The sequence below is a fragment of the Nostoc sp. PCC 7107 genome, assembly GCF_000316625.1.
GTDB lineage: Bacteria > Cyanobacteriota > Cyanobacteriia > Cyanobacteriales > Nostocaceae > Nostoc_B.
Window position 1 is genome coordinate 3,073,938 of the sequence record NC_019676.1, and the last position, 18,161, is coordinate 3,092,098.

Sequence of the window (18,161 nt, forward strand, 5' to 3'; positions counted from 1 at the left end):
CAAAGCCTTAAAAAAGGAGGTTGGGGGATATCAAAATACTAAAACCTTAACCAAACCGTATCGGGAAAAGACGATTCTGTTGTGTAGCATAAGACTATGCGCCAATAGCATCAACCTACACCATGCCAACTATCACAATTCGGGAAGAATCTGCAACAGAAGGTGGATTTAATGCCACTCTCAGTTTTGATGGGAGAGGCGAGTATCTAGTAAAAATTACCGACCCTTTTACATCCAAGGTAGAAAAACAACTAGAGTGGTATTTTGAAGACTGGTTGATTTTTCCCCTGCTGGATACGGTGAAGGCAGAAGCAGCAGCAACTAGTATTAAAACTTACGGCGAAGAGTTATTTAAGCAAGTTTTTCGGGTTGATTTCAATGCTTATGGCGAATATCAACGGTTGCGGGGTAATTTAAGTCAATTACAAATTGAAATTGTTGGTAAAACACCAGAATTTCAAGCACTGCATTGGGAAGCCTTGCGTGACCCAGATTTACCTTATCCCCTAGCAGTAAATTGTGTAATGGTGCGGAAGAGTAACAAACCAGCACCTATCTATGCGGATGTGCAAACTTCCCCCACAATCAATTTATTAGTAGTGGTAGCGCGTCCAGATGAAGAACTGGACGTAGGTTATCGGACTATTTCTCGCCCTTTGTTGGAGTTGATTGAGAATAGCCACTTGCGGGTGAATGTTGAATTACTGCGTCCGGGGACTTACCAAGCTTTATCTCAGCATTTGGAAGCCAAAGGTGCGGGATATTACCATGTCATCCATTTAGATTGTCATGGGGCGCTGATGACTTATGAACAAATACAACAACCCAGCAAACCCGGACGCTATTTATATCAAGGGCGCTATGGGCGGAGTGATTGGCAGAAATTTGATGGTGTGAGGGCGTTTTTAGCCTTTGAGGGCGAGACTCAGGGAAAAGTTGATTTGGTAGAAGCGCAGGAGTTAGCCGATTTACTCACAGGGAAGGGAATTCCCGTTTGCATTCTCAATGCTTGTCAGTCAGGGAAGCAGGTGAAGAACCCCACCCCCGACGAAGATATCCATATCCGGGAAACCAGCTTAGGAAGTAGGTTAATGACGGCGGGAATGCAGATGGTAGTGGCGATGGGCTATTCTGTCACCGTGTCGGCGGCTAAGTTGATGATGGAACAACTTTATCGCCATTTATTTAATAACCAACCCATCACCGAGGCGATTCGTTTGAGTCGGCGGGAATTGTTCAATAATAAATCACGCAAAGCTTATATTAAGTCGATTGATTTAGAAGATTGGTTGCTACCTGTGGTGTATTGCAATCAGACAGTGAATTTTAATTTACGCCAGTTTACACCAGAAGAAGAAGAAAAATATTGGGAAACTTTTGGCAGTCAGTATCGCTTCCCCTTGCCAGAATATGGTTTTGTCGGACGGGATTTAGAGATTCTCAAAATTGAGAAAGCTGTACTCAGGCAGAATATTTTACTGTTACAGGGAATGGGGGGAACGGGCAAAACTACCCTATTAAATTATCTGCGGGAATGGTGGCAACGCACAAATTTTGTGAAGAATGTCTTTTATTTTGGCTATGACGAAAAGGCGTGGACACTAACACAAATTTTGTTTGAAATTGGTAAGCAGGTATATGGCAAATTTGAACCAGCTCAATTTCAAGCCATGAATCAGGCGGCGCAGGTACAAAAATTAGTCGCAAAACTGCGGGCTGAATCTTATGCCTTGATTTTAGATAACTTAGAATCGGTGACAGGGCAACAACTAGCAATTCAAAATACTTTACCAGAGACGGAACGCGAGCAAATCCGTGATTTTTTATGGCGTTTACAAGGTGGAAATACCAAAGTTATTTTAGGTTCTCGTAGTCGGGAAGAGTGGTTGCAAGCTACCACATTTAAACACAATATTTATGAGTTGCGAGGCTTAGATAAAGAAGCCCGGACGGAATTAGCCGAGAAAATTTTAGAACGGAATGTACCCCGAAACAAGATTGCTGATATTCGCCAAGATGGTGATTTTCAGAAATTGATGAATTTGTTAGCAGGTTATCCCTTAGCGATGCAAGTTGTGTTGGCAAATTTGCGAAAGCAATCACCACAGGAGATTTTACAGGGGTTGCAAGCTGGCGTTAAGGGTATAGATTTGGAGAATGGAGATAGGACTAAAAGTATTTTGCAGTGTGTTGAATATTCCCATAGGAATTTATCGCCAGAAGCGCAAAAATTGCTGTTATGTTTGGCTCAGTTTAGTAAGTTTATTTTCACTCCAGCTATTCCCGATTATATCGAGCAATTACAAAAGTTTGAACCATTAAAAGATTATCCATTTGATAAATTCACCGATGCAATTCAAGAGGCGATTAACTGGGGTTTGCTGTCACCAATGTATGAAGACTCGCGCTTGTTGACGATTCAACCTGTTTTTCCCTATTTTTTGAAGACTAAGTTAGAGACTCTTGATGAAGCAACTCGTACAGCTTTGCGTGAGGGATTTAAAAACCACTATCAAGGTTTGGCAGGTTACTATGAGAAATGGATGGATTCTAAAGATGCTCAAGAGCGGCAATGGGCGATATTCTTCTGTAGGCTGGAATATGAAAATATCTACAATGCGTTGCAGATTTGTTTAGAGAAGCAAGAAAGTATCAGCATATATTTTTGTTTATATAAATACTTTGAGTTAATTAGTGATAACCAAAGTAATCTGACGTTAGCAGAAACAGTTTGTCAACGTTTAGAAAATTATCCCTCAGCATTTATCAAAGGTGAATTCGGTTATCAAATAGCATTGGCAATTTTCAGACTCGGTAATTGTCAACTGCAAGCCCAGCAGTACCAGCAAGCGAGAAAGTCTTATGAAAAGACTTTGGAAATTTATGATGCCTTAGAGAGTGAAGAAGAAAGACAAAAACAACTTTGGCAGGCTACTTCCTACCACAATTTGGGAATTGTTGCCCAAGAGTGGCGGGAATTTGAAGAAGCTAGGCGCAATTATCAACTGGCTTTGGATATATTTATCGAATATGATGATCGCTATGAGTGTGCTAAAACCTACCACCAGTTGGGAAGAGTTGCCCGAAATTTGCGGGAATTTAAAGAGGGAAGGCGCAATTATCAACTGGCTTTGGATATATTTATCGAATATGGCGATCGCCATAGTTGTGCCAGCACCTACCACGAATTGGGAATGGTTGCCCTAGAATTGCGGGAATTTGCCGAGGCGAGGCGCAATTATCAACTAGCTTTGGATATTAAAATCGAATATGGCGATCGCTATGGTTGTGCCAGCACCTACAACCAGTTGGGAAGTGTTGCCCTAGAATTGCGGGAATTTGCCGAGGCGAGGCGCAATTATCAACTGGCTTTGGATATTAAAATCGAATATAGTGATCGCCATAGTTGTGCCAGCACCTACCACGAATTGGGAATTGTTGCCCAAGAGTTGCGGGAATTTGAACAAGCAAGGCGCAATTATCAACAGGCTTTGGATATAAAAATCGAATATGGCGATCGCTATAGTTGTGCCAGCACCCACCACCAGTTGGGAATTGTTGCCCAAGAGTTGCGGGAATTTGAACAAGCAAGGCGCAATTATCAACAGGCTTTGGATATAAAAATCGAATATGGCGATCGCTATGAGTGTGCTGGCACCTATTTTTTCCTTGGTACACTTGCAGAAGAATTAGGGGAACTGGAATCAGCGAAAGCATATTATCTGCAAGCTTTACAGATTTTTGTCGAGTTTAATGATGAGCATGGTTTAGGAATTTCTCTTCGTAATCTTGCCCGTTTCTACCAAGTTACTCAAGATGAGAGTTTATTAGCAGCCGTGTCGGAGATTTTGGGGATGTCGGTGGAGGAATTGAGGCAGCTTTTTGATGAAATTCTTAATTCGTAATACTTTGACTTCGCTCAATCCCGACTCAGAATCAACTCCGTGTCTCATAGCGCAAGTCCTCTCAAAAGGACTCAACCAGAAATTTATTTCAGTCCACTTGAGTGGATTTTCGCTATTAGCCTGAAACTTTAGTTCTAGGCGGGAATAGCTTCAGATGAAAATTATCGCATTTTCTATTTCAACGACAACAATTATAGATTTTGCATACGCATTTGTTATTTCGGCGAAAACGATTATTCTATACTGGTGTAATTTCCTGCGCCCCATGTATAACAGCAAGTACATCAATTTGTTCGGGTTTGATGTAATAGATAATTCGATATGAACCTTCAATGACTTCCCTAATTTGCTCGGTTTCAAACTCTGGTACAATTCGACCAGATAGAGGAAAATTCGCAAGCTGTTGGGAACGTTTGGTTATACGATCAATAACCCTGGTTGCGTACTGAGGTGAATTCTGGGCAATGTAAGTATAAATTGCAGATAGGTTTTGTACTGCTGTTTCTGTCCAAAAAACTTTCACTCTGGTAGTCCAAATTTTGCCCTAACTTCCTGTACAGGAACTACTTTACCCGCTTGACTGTCTGCAAGTCCAGCTTCTACAACTTGTCTAACATAAATCTCATACATGAGATCATCCCATGTTGAGTTAGCAGGTAGTTTATCAATTAGCTTTCGAGCTTCTTCTTTAATATTGAGCTTTTCCATAGAAATTATAGATAACTTGTTTTTTATATTGTAGGCTCAACTCACAAATCGGTGAACTCATATATCTTTTTGATACTCAAGAGACATTGCTGAGGGAACTATATCAAGCAATGTCTCCTAAGAAACCTCTGGCGATAGAAACTCCCAATCAAAGTATCAGAGAGATTTGGCAATGCCTATGTCAAGCACATTAATTTCCTGGTGGGAGAGTGCCAGAATTCCCCGCAGGTGGTTCAGTGTAGTCGCAAAATATTATGTCAAGCACATTAATTTCCTGGTGGGAGAGTGCCAGAATTCCCCGCAGGTGGTTCGGTGTAGTCGCAATATATGTTGAGTCCAATTTTCAGAATATACAAAACAACAACAGTAGCGATCGCTCTCCCGTTATTCTTCGTCTATTTAAGATTCAAGATAATGTTTGTAAAATTGCTTCAATTTGAGGCTTAAGGTTAGGTAATTCCCGTTCAACAACCAACCAAACAACATCTAAATCGATTTCAAAATAATTATGAGTTAAAATGTTTCGCATCCCAATCATTTGTGACCAAGGAACACCTGGATTTTCCTCACGAATATCGGCAGATAATACACGCGATGCTTCTCCAATAATTTGTAGGTGTTGAATAAACCAAGTTTGAATTAGTTCGTTTTCTTCAAAAGCTTCCCGACCTTGAACTGCATATTTATCGATACGTTCGATTGCTTCTAAAATATCGCGTAATTTTTCACTATTATCCCTCACAAAGGAACTGCCTCACTTAATACTCGCTCTCGAATACGCGATCGCAATCCTTTTTCTGTGACAACATCAACTTGACAACCGAGTATTTCTTGTAACTCCATCAATAATCCACCCAAATCAAAAAGGCTACGTCCTGGCTCCATTTCAACTAAAAAATCAACATCGCTGTTAATATCAGCTTCACGACGGGCTACTGAGCCAAAAATTCTAATATTATATGCACCGTATTTTGCCGCAATTTGCAAAATTTCTTCCCGTTTGGCTGCCAATATTTCATAGATATTCATAACTTAATATAAATGTGTATGGCAGTTCTTGTTTGAGTATTGAGTTTTTCCATAGAAATTACAGATAACTTACTTTTTTATATTTTAGGCTCAACTCACGAATCGGTGAACTCATATATCTTTTTGATACTCAAGAGACATTGCTGAGGGAACTATATCAGGCAATGTCTCCTAAGAAACCTCTGGCGATAGAAACTCCCAATCAAAGTATCAGGGAGATTTGGCAATGCCTATATCAAGCACATTAATTTCCTGGCGGGAGAGTGCCAGAATTACCAGCAGGTGGTTCTGTATAGTCGCAAAATATATTGAGTCCGATTTTTAGAATATACAAAACAACAACAGTAGCAATGGCCGGGTCTAGAGGTAAGCCATGTGCTGCTGCTACACCCACTAGGGAAACAATCAACCCTGTCAGCAAAGGTGTACTGCCCGGATTTTTCGTGTATTCTTTGAGTTGACCGCGAAAGCCTTCATCACCGCAAAGTTCTTGACGCAATACTGTCAGCGTTGTCTGCCAAAGCGATTTACCCTCTGGCATTACTAGCATACCGTTCTGCTCTACCCACAGTTCATCAAAAGAAGTATCACAATTACCGTTGTGTTTCTCTAAAATATCTAATGCGTGCTTTGCTGGGGCGTAATTGCCTAATAACTCCCGTGCTACATTAATTTCATTACTAGTCAGTTGAGCATCCATCACTTTAAACCTCATCTACAGAACGCGGCTTTTTCCCATCCAACACCGCACTCACCGTCATATCTCCCATCACATTAATCGCAGTGCGACAACGGTCTAAAAACCAATCAACAGTCACCAACAACGCGATATACTCCGTCGGTAAGCGCACGGAAGTAAACACCAAAGTCATCGTCACTAACCCCGCATTGGGAATCCCAGCCGCCCCCACCGATGCAAAAATCGATGTCAACACCACAATTAACTGCTGTCCCAAATTTAAATGCTGTCCAATAACTTGGGAAATATATAACGCAGACATCGCTTCATAAAGGGCAGTCCCATCATTGTTAAAGTTTGCGCCGACTAACGCCCCTAAAGATGCGGAAGATTCTCGTAAACCGACTTTGGTTTGCAAAACCTCCCAAGTGATAGGCATTGTCACCGTCGAAGAAGAAGTTGAGAACGCCGTGATAAAAGCATCCGAACCACCAGCTAAAAACTTCCACGGGTTTACCCAAGAACCGAATTTAACTCTGGTGAGATAGTAGCAAGCTTGCAACGCCAATGCTACCAACACCGCCACAATAAAAGCTGCCAAGGAGACAAACGGGGCAAAACCTTTTTCCGCCACGGTTTTAGCCACAATGCCAAACACAGCAAAGGGAACTAACGCAATTACCCAATTAAGAATGCGAATTACCGCCTCAAACAAAATCCCAATCACATCTTCAATGGGTTGAAATCCGGTTTTGTCTTGGGCGATTTGTTCTGATTTTAAGCCCCGTAAAACAATGCCAAAACAAAGGGCAACTACAATCAGTTGAATTACATTATTACTCACCAACGGCGCGAGAATCGCTTCGGGTACAGCGTCTTTGAGTAATCCCCAAGGATCAATATTGGCGTTAGGAATTGTTGTCTGTGGTTTGGGTAAACTTCCCCAAGTTCCCGGACGGAGGACGTTAGCCACCAACAACCCAATCAAAATCGCTACAGTGGTATTAGTCACCAGTAATAACGCTAACCGCCGTCCGGCTGTACCTGGGATAGTCGCAGTCATAAAAGTGTGCAGTACTGCTACCAAAATCAACGGTGTCGCTAAAGCCCGGAGTGCCTTAAGTACCAGTTCCGCCGGAATTGCTAAATTGTTGATTAAAGCAGCATTACTAGGGCTAGGGTTCCCCGCACCCAGCAAAATTCCCAGAATCACTGCCAGCACTAGGGCAATAACGATTTGTAACGTCAGAGGAATACGCCGCCACCAAGGACGGGGTGTGGTATCAGGCGAATTTTGACTCTCTGTTTGACTCATTGGTAATGCTAGGTAACAAAACTAAGGTAACTATTACAACAATAATTGCGGAAGTGAAATTTACTTAAACAGGATAATCTAATCAATCTAGGGAGTAGGGGAAGAAGTATGAAGTGTGAAAAGTTTTTTAGCCTCCTGCTCTCTGCCTCCTGCCTTCTTTAAAACCTATTTAAATAAATATTATGTCTTTCGTACCTTTACACATTCACAGTGATTACAGTTTGCTGGATGGGGCAAGTCAGCTACCAGACTTGATTGATAGTGCGATCGCACTCGGAATAAAAGCGATCGCAATAACAGATCATGGTGTCATGTATGGGGCTGTGGAACTGCTGAAAATTTGCCGCAGCAAAAATGTTAAGCCAATTATTGGCAATGAAATGTATATTATTAACGGTGATATTACAAAACAAGAACGTCGGCCTAAATATCATCAAGTTGTTTTAGCTAAAAATAATCAAGGATATAAACATTTAGTTAAATTAACTACACTTTCTCACCTCAAAGGTGTACAGGGTAAAGGGATTTTTTCTCGTCCCTGCATTAATAAAGAATTACTCAAACAATATCATGAAGGTTTAATTGTCACCAGTGCTTGTTTAGGCGGCGAAATTCCTCAAGCAATTCTTAGTAATAGACCTGATGCAGCGCGGAAAGTTGCTCAGTGGTATAAAGATGTATTTGGTGATGATTTTTATTTAGAAATTCAAGACCACGGCTCTCAAGAAGACCGCATTGTTAACGTTGAAATTATTAAAATTGCGAGGGAATTAAATATTAAATTTGTCGCAACTAACGACTCTCATTTTGTTTCTTGTTTTGATGTTGAAGCCCATGACGCTTTGCTGTGTATTCAAACCGGTAAGCTAATTGTCGAAGAAAACCGGATGCGTTATAGCGGCACAGAATATCTCAAATCTGCTGATGAGATGAGAATGCTATTTCGTGACCATTTACCCGATGATGTAATTGAAGAAGCGATCGCCACTACCGAAGAAGTCGCCGATAAAGTCGAATCTTACCAAATTATGGGTGAGCCTCGCATTCCCAATTATCCTATTCCTTCCGGTCACACGGCTGATACTTATGTCGAAGAAGTTGCATGGAACGGACTTTTAGAAAAATTACACCGCAAATCCCGCGCCGAAGTCGAACCAGTCTATAAAGAAAGATTGGAATATGAATTAAAAATGCTCCAACAAATGGGGTTTTCTACCTACTTTTTAGTTGTGTGGGATTACATCAAATTTGCTAGAGATAACAATATTCCTGTGGGGCCAGGCCGTGGTTCGGCCGCAGGTTCATTAGTAGCCTATACAATGGGAATTACTAACATTGACCCCGTACATCATGGATTATTATTTGAGCGTTTCTTGAACCCAGAACGTAAATCCATGCCGGATATTGATACAGATTTTTGTATTGAACAACGAGATAAAGTTATTGATTATGTTACTCAAAAATACGGTGCAGATAGAGTTGCTCAAATTATTACCTTTAACCGTTTAACATCTAAAGCTGTGTTAAAAGATGTCGCCAGAGTGTTAAATATTCCCTACGGGGAATCAGACAAAATGGCGAAATTAATTCCTGTGGTGCGGGGGAAACCAACGAAACTCAAAGTGATGATTTCTGATGATACCCCCGAACCAGAATTTAAAGAAAAATATGATAATGACCCGACAGTCCGCCGTTGGCTTGATATGGCGATGCGGATTGAAGGAACTAACAAAACTTTTGGTGTTCATGCAGCTGGGGTAGTAATTTCTGCCGATCCTCTTGATGAAATTGTCCCTCTACAACGTAATAATGACGGTTCAGTTATTACTCAATATTTCATGGAAGATTTGGAATCAATGGGTCTATTAAAAATGGACTTCCTGGGACTAAGAAACCTGACGATGATTCAAAAAACCATTGATTTAATTGAGAAAAGCAAAGGTTATAAAGTTGACCCTTACGAAATAACTAATCAAGAAAGAAAAGCGCAAAGGATTTTAGCTAAAGGCGAACATAAAACTCTCCCTAAAGATGTGCAGAAAACTTATGAACTGCTGGAATCTGGAGAATTAGAAGGTATCTTTCAATTAGAATCATCGGGGATGAAGCAGATAGTCCGAGATTTGAAACCTTCTAATATTGAAGATATATCTTCAATTCTGGCATTATACAGACCAGGCCCGTTAGATGCAGGCTTAATTCCTAAATTTATTAACCGCAAACATGGACGGGAAAATATTGATTATGAAAGCCAGCTTTTAGAACCAATATTAAATGAAACCTACGGTATCATGGTCTATCAAGAGCAAATCATGAAAATTGCTCAAGACATGGCTGGTTATTCGTTAGGACAAGCTGACTTACTGCGCCGCGCAATGGGGAAAAAGAAAGTTTCCGAAATGCAGAAGCAGCAGGAAAAATTTATTGATGGTTCCACAAAGAACGGCGTGAGAAAACAAGTAGCCGAAAAGCTATTTGATGATATGTTGAAGTTCGCTGAATATTGCCTCAGCTATGACACCCAAGTGTTGACAGTTGAATATGGCTTAGTACCAATTGGGGAAATTGTCGAAAAACAGCTTGAATGTAGCGTATTCACCATTGATGGTCATGGTTATGTATATACGCAGGCGATCGCTCAATGGCATAATCGAGGACAACAAGAAGTATTCGAGTATGGATTAGAAGACGGTTCTGTAATTCGCGCCACTAAAGATCATAAATTTATGACAACGGATGGTCAAATGTTACCCATTGATGAAATATTTGAGCGCGAGTTAGATTTACTCCAAGTTCAAGGCTTACGCTGGTAAGCCTTGAACTCTTTCCCCTGCTTACTTTTAGGGTATTTTTTTATTAATGAGGTTTAAATACTCTATATTATGTTTGTTGTAAGTATGTGGCTTATAGTCCGTAGACGTATAGTCTACTCCATTTGAGTATATTCACATGCGATCGCTAAGTAAATCATGGACGAAGCTAAAATACTTTCTTTATTGGGTGAGAATCTTAGAAGAATCAGGATAGAAAAAGGTTATAGCCAAGAGCAACTTGCTGCTCTTACTGGTTTAGATCGAACCTATATAAGTGGCATAGAAAGAGGAAAAAGAAATGTTAGTTTAATAAATTTGGTTAAATTGGCTAGAGCGTTAGATATTCCCACTAAACAAATCGTGGATTTTGATATGGAGGGGAACAATGTCTAGCAATGAAGCTAATTTTTTAGACGCAATTGCTGACAATTATGGAATAGACAAAAACTCTGTAATTTTTAAGTATCTTGAACTAAAAACAAGAGCTTCTAGAAAAGGGAGTAAAGCTCGTCGCTCTTTAGGAAATTTATATGCTCTTTACGTCTTAGCTCAAGATTATGTAACTGAAAATTTTGAAGGATCAAGATTTACAGAACTGATGCAACGTATGAAAGAAATGCCATTTGGTTCAACACTACAAAATCACCCTTTAGATAACAGACTCAATGATGAATTAAAACGTAAATATCAAGTAAGCGATAATATGCTACCTGTGCAGCCTGCTAATCTAGGAGATGGGAGAAAAGCTAGAAAAATATCTATTGATTTACTAACCGAACACAATATGAATCCTAGCTCTTCAGCTAGTTTTATCGTGGATGTAATAGATAGCTATATAACTATTATTGACGATAAACAAACTACATATCTAAATGAAATAGAGGCAGCTAATACTGATTTACAAATTACCGAAGTAATCGCAAAAGCATTTGAATATAATTCAGATGCTAGATTATTTGAAATTATTTCCTTTGGATTATTAAAATTGCATTTTGCAAAAACAACTGTTCATTTTTCTATAGATGGACAGGAATTCTCAGCACAATTGACTTTGTATCGTACAGGAAGAACAAATGCTAATGATGGAGGAATAGATTTTGTTTTAAAGCCATTGGGAAACTTCTTTCAAGTGACTGAAACATTAGATTTTAGAAAATATTTCTTGGATTTTGAAAAGGTTAATCATTTTCCAATGAGCTTTGTTATTAAAACTGATTTAACGCCACAGCAGGTTAGAGATAAAATTAAAAAAGATGCTCTTAGATTAAGTAGCGTCGAGCAAGTTGAAGCATACATGAAACTATTTGAAGAAATTTATACTTTAAATGAACTTATAAGCATTCTGGAAGAGATAAAACTGTCTTCTCAATTAGTTTCTAAGTTAAAAGAAATTGTTGTTAAATGCTTCAAAATAGAGTACGGACTATTAAATTAATGAAATTTGTTTTGGCTGTTTTTCAAGTAAAGCTCTGGATTTTTTAGATAGATTTTTTGTTTTTCTCTTTTTCTCTTTTGCCAATTCTTCAGGAGTGTAATTTGATGGTAAATTTAAACGCCTAATTCCTATTTTTACATATTCTTCGTTTATCTCGATACCAATAGATTTTCTCTCTAAACGTTTGGCAACTGCACATGTAGAGAAACTACCAGCAAAGGGATCTAATACTATATCTCCAACATTGGAAGATGCTGAAATAACACGTTCTAAAAGTGCTTCTGGTTTTTGAGTTGGGTGATTTTCATACTCTTCCATTTTGAAGCGTACTCGCGTAAAATCCCAAACATTACCTGGTACTTTTTTTGTATTGTATGGCTGAGGAGGTTCTTTGCGATAATCAATCAACTGACGCTTTGCACCAGTTTTTGCCTCCACCATAATATCGACAGAATTAAACGTATAATTCTTCTCATGCTTTGTTAGCATGAGTATTGGCTCATACATCGAGCCAAAATAATTCTTTGCTTGTACGCCTGAGCTATCGTAAGTCCAGATTATTCTACTTTTAATATAAAACTGCTTGCGGCATTTAATATCCAAGTATGGCATATTCTCTGTACTATTCATCAAGTAAAACGTACCATTGGACTTCAGAACACGATGGCATTCATCAATCCATTGATATGTCCAATTGAGAAATTCATTGTCTGACCAATTTTCAATCAAACCATCGAAGTTTTTGCCAATATTGTAAGGTGGGTCAGCAAAAACCAAGTCAACAGATTCTGATTCAAGGCGTTTTAAATTTTCAAGAGCATCGCCATGAATAACAGTATGACAATTATCTTTGTATATTTTGATATCTACCTTTGTTTTTGAAAACACAATTAATGTCTAAAAGGAGTAGCTTACATAATGTGACTTAAAGTCTACAATATTAATTTGAATATTGCAAGGCTTACTTATATTCAGACGCAATCTTTGAGAATTTTAGGTGCTGTAGGACTAATGTCCATGAAGCACCTTACCGGATTTCAACTCAAAAACTTATTCAGCTAATCTATTTATTCTGAGAAAAGAACAAACGAATTGCACTTATACTAATTCTGTATGAAGATGCACAGAGTATTAAAAAACAAACTCCCAAGAACGCCAAGAATGGAAGTTAATCATTCCATGCAGCTTCACATTAAATTGGTATTAAAAGTCATCATCATAATTTTTCATGGTTTTGGGGTCAGGCGCAAAGGCTAACCACAAAGGAAATTGCAGAATTCCTAAGCTGATTTGCTCTTCGGAATCGTCAATGATAATTAAAGGTAGTTGATTAGCTTTCACCAAACGCTCGGCTTTTTGTGCTAAAGCGTCTGGCGCTTCAAATAAAACTACTCCTCGGTCAGGGCCAAAATCTGGGCGACCGATACCTAAACAATCTTGCAAACCTCGCCGCCATTCACCCAACCGTTCTGGTGTGTTGGCTAAAACCAGAGTACGGACGCGATCGCCATACAATTTATGTAGTATCGAAATAATCGCTGAAGCAATCAAAGTATTCTGCAAACGGCTACCCATTGTCCGCAAAGCACCCCGTCCCCCTTGTCCGAAAAACCAATTTGAGACTCGTTCTGCATGAACTGGTTCAAAGGTGCGGCGTAGTTGCCAAGCCGGGCCATAATAATCTGGTTTGTTGCGATATTGATCAATTAGACGGCGAACTTGCTTGGTAGTCTCTTGAAACTGCTGTTGGGCAAATTGTGGTGTAATTGCTTCTGGTTCTGCGGGTTTAGCTTCTTTAACAGCTGGCCTTTCTCGTTCTCTAACTTCTGGGACTAGTTGTAACTGCTCGGCGGCGGCGGCTAAATCTTGTAAGCTCCCAGTGAGATAATCTTTAAAACCCTGGACACGAATCGCTAAATCTTGCGATGCGCCTGCAAACGTAGTCCGCATTTCATTACGGATGCGTTCTTGACGACGTTCTAACTGTTCTATAGAAATTTGCAGTGCTTGTTTGCGCTGTTCTAATTGTCCGAGTGATTCTTGCACAATTCGCCCCATTGCTGTTTGCGTGTCACTCAGTTGTGTTTGCAGCGTATTGTAAGTTACTTGCAATGTGGCAATTTCGGCTTTGAGTGCAGCTTCAGTTTCTTGTAACTGAGTTAACCTTTGCTCGGCTTCGGCGTATAAGGAATTATTTTGTGATACTGACTCTGTTTTTAACCCTAATGCAGTTGTGTTAGTTGCTAATGGAACCTCAGCAGCTGGTTCATCTATTAAACTCAGCAATTCTGTACTTACATCGCTCGTTTCTGTGTCAACGGCTGAAGCAGATGCTTCTGGTTCCAGAACTGACTCTACAGATGAGTTTTCTGGGTTATCTATTTCTGGTTTTTCTGGTTGTATTTGCTCCAACCACTCATCTATTGGTTCTGGAGTTTGAGATGACTCAGGGTTCATAAACGATAGTGTAATTTCTAAACGCGAATAAATATTGGTCATTTGTCATTGGTCATTTTTGGATTATTCAAAGATCTCAACCATTGACTATTGACCATTGACTAAGCACTAAATACGTGGACAACGTTCTTCCAAACAAGTTTTGAGGGTGTTAGGGTCGAACAAAATTGGTAAAAAGTGAATACTGTTAATTTCTTTAAAATAAAACAGAACTGGAAACCTATTCCAGAATATTCGCCAGTTTTGCCATTCTCGGTAGGGAAAACGCCGAATTAACTTTTCACTTCTGTAAATATCTAAGTCGGTGGCGGTAAATTGCAAGCGTAATGTTACAGTTTGAAACAAAAGAAACAAACCAAAAAGTGCGATCGCTCCTCCAACTAAAGGTTGCACAATCACAATGGGAATCGCTACAATCACCAACACAACAGGGATATTGTAACTAGGTTTGAGTTCCACTGTTGCTACGGAATTAGGCGCAAATGAACTGGTCACTGTTTCAAATCCTGTTTCGTTAGTAGACATCTTTTTTATTTTAGGTGTTAACAGTTTTCTCTGAGCAGACAGCACTCAGCACTATTAAAACCCTTGGACGAATGCACTACCCGCACCTTGAAACATCAACCACGACAAAAAGAAATTGCTAATAAATATCAGCAGCAAAGCAGTAACTACGGCGGTTGTGGTTGATTGACCTACACCTTTAGCGCCGCCTGTGGTTGTCAAGCCCCAACTGCAACCAACGACAGCAATTAACAACCCAAAACACACTGCTTTAAACAAAGCACTACAAATATCCCAAGTGTCGAGTAAGTTGCGGGCGGAGTCTAGAAATACTGTATCTGCTAGTCCGTATATATGAGTGGCAATTAATAATCCGCCAAACATCCCTGTTACTAACGACAGGAGAGTTAAAATTGGCAGCATGAAGCAACAAGCAATCATCCTGGGAATGACTAGATAATCGATGGGATCTGTTTTGAGGATTAAAAGCGCATCAATTTGTTCTGTAACCTTCATCGTCCCGATTTCTGCGGCAAAGGCAGACCCCACTCGCCCGGCTAAAATAACTGCTGTGAGTACAGGTGAAAGTTCTCTTGTTAACGCCACCGCCAGCACTCCACCGACGAGATTACCCGCACCAAAGTTAATAAACTCTCGCGCTACTTGGATGGTAAACACAGCACCAACAAAAATTGCCGTTAACAGAGCAATAAACAAAGAGTCTGGCCCTACGGCGGCCATTTGTTCTAAAGTGTTCCGCCAATGAATTTTGCCCCGCAGCAGGTGAACTATCACTTGTCCCCCCAGAAAAATCGCTGCCAGCAAGCGCTGACTCCATGCTGCTAAACTGGAATTAGATGTGATCTGGCTCAATGTTCTGTAGCTAACTCGGTAATTGCCTTAAGAATAGCGAAAGTTCATGGTCAATAGTCAATAGTCAATAGTTATTCTTCTTTTCTGCACCTTGCCCCTTTGCCTCTTCATTAAATCAGGTTCACGTTAACTTAGTTTAAAGTTACTCTCATAAAATAAACCTTTACCTACATATCTTTTGATGTATGCTATCTAATAGATATAAGCTCAAAGCCTGAATCAGCAAAGGTTCTGTCTCTTCACAGGCTGAATGTTCCGTAATACAGCTTGTGTAGTTATTGTCTGCTGTTTTAATGAAAACTTAAGATTTTTGACATATTGGCCTCTAGGTGGCGATCGCACGTATTGTAGAAGATGACAAATAGTTAGTTGGCTGTTGTGCGTCGTCTTCTTGGAGGTTGTCTTTCATGACTTTTTTGACAAACTTTCTCCGTTCCCTATTAGTCACGGTTATTTTTAGCTTTGTTGCGCCTATATTTTTAGTCGGTGGCATACTAATGCTGTTAGCGGTGATTGGTTATATGCCAGGATTACAAGCCTTAACAGAAGCCAGCGCTACAGGTATATTACATTTTCTTGCAATTTTTGGCAGTGGCACGCCTCTACGTGGACTGGTAATTATTGGTTTGACTTGGAGTTTTGTCGGCGCATTATTTGATACTTATGCGTATTGCCGTTGTCAAATTTTACGCATAGATTCTTGAATTAATTATGCGTTAGTCAAGTTAGTGTTGGCTAGTAAAAGTTTAAAACACAACTACAGTAATCATTACAGAATTTAAATCAAATCGAATTCGGGGTTGGGATTATAAATTAGTGTTGTTAAATTAAATACTTAATTATTAATAGCCAAAGCCAGGATGGCTAAAGTTGAGCAAATTTGACAGCAAAATTTAGCTCAAAAATTTTAGATAGCCTAAATGCAGGTCAGGTAATTGCCAGCAGTCTAATCAGTGTCTGCTATAAAATGCTTGAATAGCAGAATGCCCATTCATTTTAATCTCTGGGCATTTTATAGTGAGATTATATACGAGGTTTTTTGACTGCTCATGGTTTGGCCGTTTAAATCCAAGTTTCGTAAACAAATTGCGCGAATTGAAATTACTGGTGCGATCGCAAGTGCTACTCGCAAACGTGTATTAGAAGCCCTCAAGACCGTAGAAGAAAAGAAATTTCCAGCTTTACTTTTACGTATTGATAGTCCTGGGGGAACAGTCGGCGATTCCCAAGAAATTTACAGCGCTCTCAAGCGCTTGCGCGAAAAAATCAAAATTGTCGCTAGTTTTGGGAATATTTCTGCCTCTGGTGGTGTTTACATCGGTGTGGGAGCCGAATACATCATGGCTAACCCCGGAACCATCACTGGAAGCATTGGTGTGATTCTGCGGGGAAATAACCTAGAACGCTTGCTAGAAAAAATTGGTGTTTCCTTCAAAGTCATTAAGTCAGGCCCATACAAAGACATATTGGCATTTGATCGAGAACTAACAGAACCGGAACAACACATTCTGCAAGAATTGATTGACACCAGTTACCAGCAGTTTGTCCAAACCGTAGCCGATGGTCGTTCTTTAGCCGTAGAGACTGTGAAAAGTTTCGCCGATGGCCGGATATTTACTGGGCAACAGGCTCTAGAATTGGGAGTTGTAGACCGCCTGGGAACAGAAGACGATGCTCGTCGCTGGACAGCAGAACTGGTTGGTCTTGACCCCGAAAAAACACAATGTTTTACCCTTGAAGAACCAAAACCTTTGTTAAGTCGCATTCTACCGGGAAGCCGGCAAGTTTCATCAAGACTAAGTGCAGGTGTTGACTGGCTAGAATTTGAAATGTCTACCAGTGGTTTGCCATTGTGGTTATATCGACCATAAATCTCATTGGTCATCGGTTATTAGTCATTGGCTAATAACCGATGACTGTTAGCTGTTAACTGTTGACTGAAATAAGGAGGATTTTTGGCGTGGAGTGGCAAATGCGAGCGATTCGTGGAGCAACAACGGTTGCAGAAAATACAATTGAAGCAATGCGAGAAGCAGTCATAGAACTGCTAGATGAACTAGAACAACGCAATAAAATACAACCGCAGGATATGATTAGCGTGACTTTCTCCGTCACCCGCGATTTAGATGCGATTTTTCCGGCGGCGATCGCTCGCGCACGTTCTGGTTGGGATAATGTACCTATGTTGGATGTGCAGCAAATGCACGTTGAAGGTAGTTTACAACGTTGCGTCCGCTTCTTAATTCACGCTTATCTGCCAGTTTCTACCCCAATTCATCATATATATTTGCGCCACGCTTCTAATTTACGTCCCGACTGGAGTTTACCGCAGTCTTTACACACATCACAGCCAGCAATTGAGTCTAAGGTTTAAATCCATTTCAAGTATGTAGGCTTAGGAAACACAATTCTGGTAAATATGCAGTTTTCATCAAAAGTTGAT

The 18,161-nt window shown here is 40.0% G+C and carries 17 protein-coding genes; 7 read left to right on the plus strand and 10 right to left on the minus strand.

What is annotated here, in order from left to right; all coding sequences use genetic code 11:
- Window positions 1–122 precede the first annotated feature (122 nt).
- Complete coding sequence (locus NOS7107_RS13135; protein WP_015113461.1) at window positions 123–3,905, plus strand: tetratricopeptide repeat protein; 3,783 nt, start codon at window positions 123–125, stop codon at window positions 3,903–3,905.
- Between the two features lie 238 nt (window positions 3,906–4,143).
- On the opposite strand, the gene NOS7107_RS13140 is transcribed toward NOS7107_RS13135, so the two are convergent.
- The 6 genes from NOS7107_RS13140 to NOS7107_RS13165 all read right to left on the minus strand — a co-directional run bounded on the left by NOS7107_RS13140 (window position 4,144) and on the right by NOS7107_RS13165 (window position 7,636).
- Window positions 4,144–4,428: a type II toxin-antitoxin system RelE/ParE family toxin gene (locus tag NOS7107_RS13140; RefSeq protein WP_015113462.1), complete on the minus strand. Its 285-nt coding sequence runs from the start codon at window positions 4,426–4,428 to the stop codon at window positions 4,144–4,146.
- Window positions 4,425–4,613: a hypothetical protein gene (locus tag NOS7107_RS13145; RefSeq protein ID WP_015113463.1), complete on the minus strand. Its 189-nt coding sequence runs from the start codon at window positions 4,611–4,613 to the stop codon at window positions 4,425–4,427. Before NOS7107_RS13145 ends, NOS7107_RS13140 begins: the two co-directional genes overlap by 4 nt.
- A gap of 406 nt (window positions 4,614–5,019) precedes the next feature.
- Entirely contained in the window at window positions 5,020–5,355 is a 336-nt protein-coding gene (locus NOS7107_RS13150) for a DUF86 domain-containing protein (RefSeq protein WP_015113464.1), read from the minus strand.
- Entirely contained in the window at window positions 5,352–5,642 is a 291-nt protein-coding gene (locus NOS7107_RS13155) for a nucleotidyltransferase (RefSeq protein ID WP_015113465.1), read from the minus strand. The genes NOS7107_RS13150 and NOS7107_RS13155 overlap by 4 nt, the downstream gene beginning before the upstream one ends.
- A 244-nt stretch (window positions 5,643–5,886) precedes the next feature.
- Window positions 5,887–6,342: a hypothetical protein gene (locus NOS7107_RS13160; RefSeq protein WP_015113466.1), complete on the minus strand. Its 456-nt coding sequence runs from the start codon at window positions 6,340–6,342 to the stop codon at window positions 5,887–5,889.
- Between the two features lie 4 nt (window positions 6,343–6,346).
- Entirely contained in the window at window positions 6,347–7,636 is a 1,290-nt protein-coding gene (locus tag NOS7107_RS13165; RefSeq protein WP_015113467.1) for a dicarboxylate/amino acid:cation symporter, read from the minus strand.
- 182 nt (window positions 7,637–7,818) lie between these two features.
- Between NOS7107_RS13165 and NOS7107_RS13170 the strand changes: the two genes are divergently transcribed.
- The 3 genes from NOS7107_RS13170 (at window position 7,819) to NOS7107_RS13180 (ending at window position 11,884) form a co-directional block, all read left to right on the plus strand.
- A complete protein-coding gene (locus tag NOS7107_RS13170; protein ID WP_015113468.1) occupies window positions 7,819–10,449 on the plus strand; it encodes a trans-splicing intein-formed DNA polymerase III subunit alpha N-terminal partner DnaE-N in 2,631 nt (876 codons plus the stop codon).
- Between the two features lie 156 nt (window positions 10,450–10,605).
- Window positions 10,606–10,842 carry a helix-turn-helix domain-containing protein gene (locus tag NOS7107_RS13175; RefSeq protein ID WP_015113469.1) on the plus strand — a complete coding sequence of 79 codons (237 nt, stop codon included), beginning with the start codon at window positions 10,606–10,608 and terminating at the stop codon, window positions 10,840–10,842.
- Window positions 10,835–11,884, plus strand: coding sequence for a hypothetical protein (locus tag NOS7107_RS13180; protein WP_015113470.1), 1,050 nt, complete (start codon window positions 10,835–10,837; stop codon window positions 11,882–11,884). Before NOS7107_RS13175 ends, NOS7107_RS13180 begins: the two co-directional genes overlap by 8 nt.
- Here the strand turns inward: NOS7107_RS13180 and yhdJ are convergent.
- From yhdJ to NOS7107_RS13200, 4 genes are all read right to left on the minus strand, one after another.
- Window positions 11,876–12,772, minus strand: coding sequence for an adenine-specific DNA-methyltransferase (gene yhdJ, locus NOS7107_RS13185; RefSeq protein ID WP_015113471.1), 897 nt, complete (start codon window positions 12,770–12,772; stop codon window positions 11,876–11,878). The two genes, NOS7107_RS13180 and yhdJ, sit on opposite strands and share 9 nt — an antisense overlap.
- A 315-nt stretch (window positions 12,773–13,087) precedes the next feature.
- Entirely contained in the window at window positions 13,088–14,341 is a 1,254-nt protein-coding gene (locus NOS7107_RS13190) for a DUF3086 domain-containing protein (RefSeq protein ID WP_044500782.1), read from the minus strand.
- A gap of 108 nt (window positions 14,342–14,449) precedes the next feature.
- Window positions 14,450–14,866: a DUF3119 family protein gene (locus NOS7107_RS13195; protein ID WP_015113473.1), complete on the minus strand. Its 417-nt coding sequence runs from the start codon at window positions 14,864–14,866 to the stop codon at window positions 14,450–14,452.
- A 54-nt stretch (window positions 14,867–14,920) separates the two neighbouring features.
- Window positions 14,921–15,718: an MlaE family lipid ABC transporter permease subunit gene (locus tag NOS7107_RS13200; RefSeq protein ID WP_015113474.1), complete on the minus strand. Its 798-nt coding sequence runs from the start codon at window positions 15,716–15,718 to the stop codon at window positions 14,921–14,923.
- A 407-nt stretch (window positions 15,719–16,125) separates the two neighbouring features.
- Here NOS7107_RS13200 and NOS7107_RS13205 point away from each other — a divergent pair, with 407 nt between their 5' ends.
- The 3 genes from NOS7107_RS13205 to aroH all read left to right on the plus strand — a co-directional run bounded on the left by NOS7107_RS13205 (window position 16,126) and on the right by aroH (window position 18,092).
- Window positions 16,126–16,422, plus strand: a complete 297-nt coding sequence (locus tag NOS7107_RS13205; RefSeq protein ID WP_015113475.1) for a hypothetical protein — start codon at window positions 16,126–16,128, stop codon at window positions 16,420–16,422.
- 345 nt (window positions 16,423–16,767) lie between these two features.
- On the plus strand, window positions 16,768–17,589 hold the full coding sequence (sppA, locus tag NOS7107_RS13210) for a signal peptide peptidase SppA (protein ID WP_015113476.1): 822 nt from the start codon (window positions 16,768–16,770) through the stop codon (window positions 17,587–17,589).
- Window positions 17,590–17,678: 89 nt separating this feature from the next.
- Window positions 17,679–18,092, plus strand: a complete 414-nt coding sequence (gene aroH / locus NOS7107_RS13215; protein ID WP_044499952.1) for a chorismate mutase — start codon at window positions 17,679–17,681, stop codon at window positions 18,090–18,092.
- Window positions 18,093–18,161: the final 69 nt, after the last annotated feature.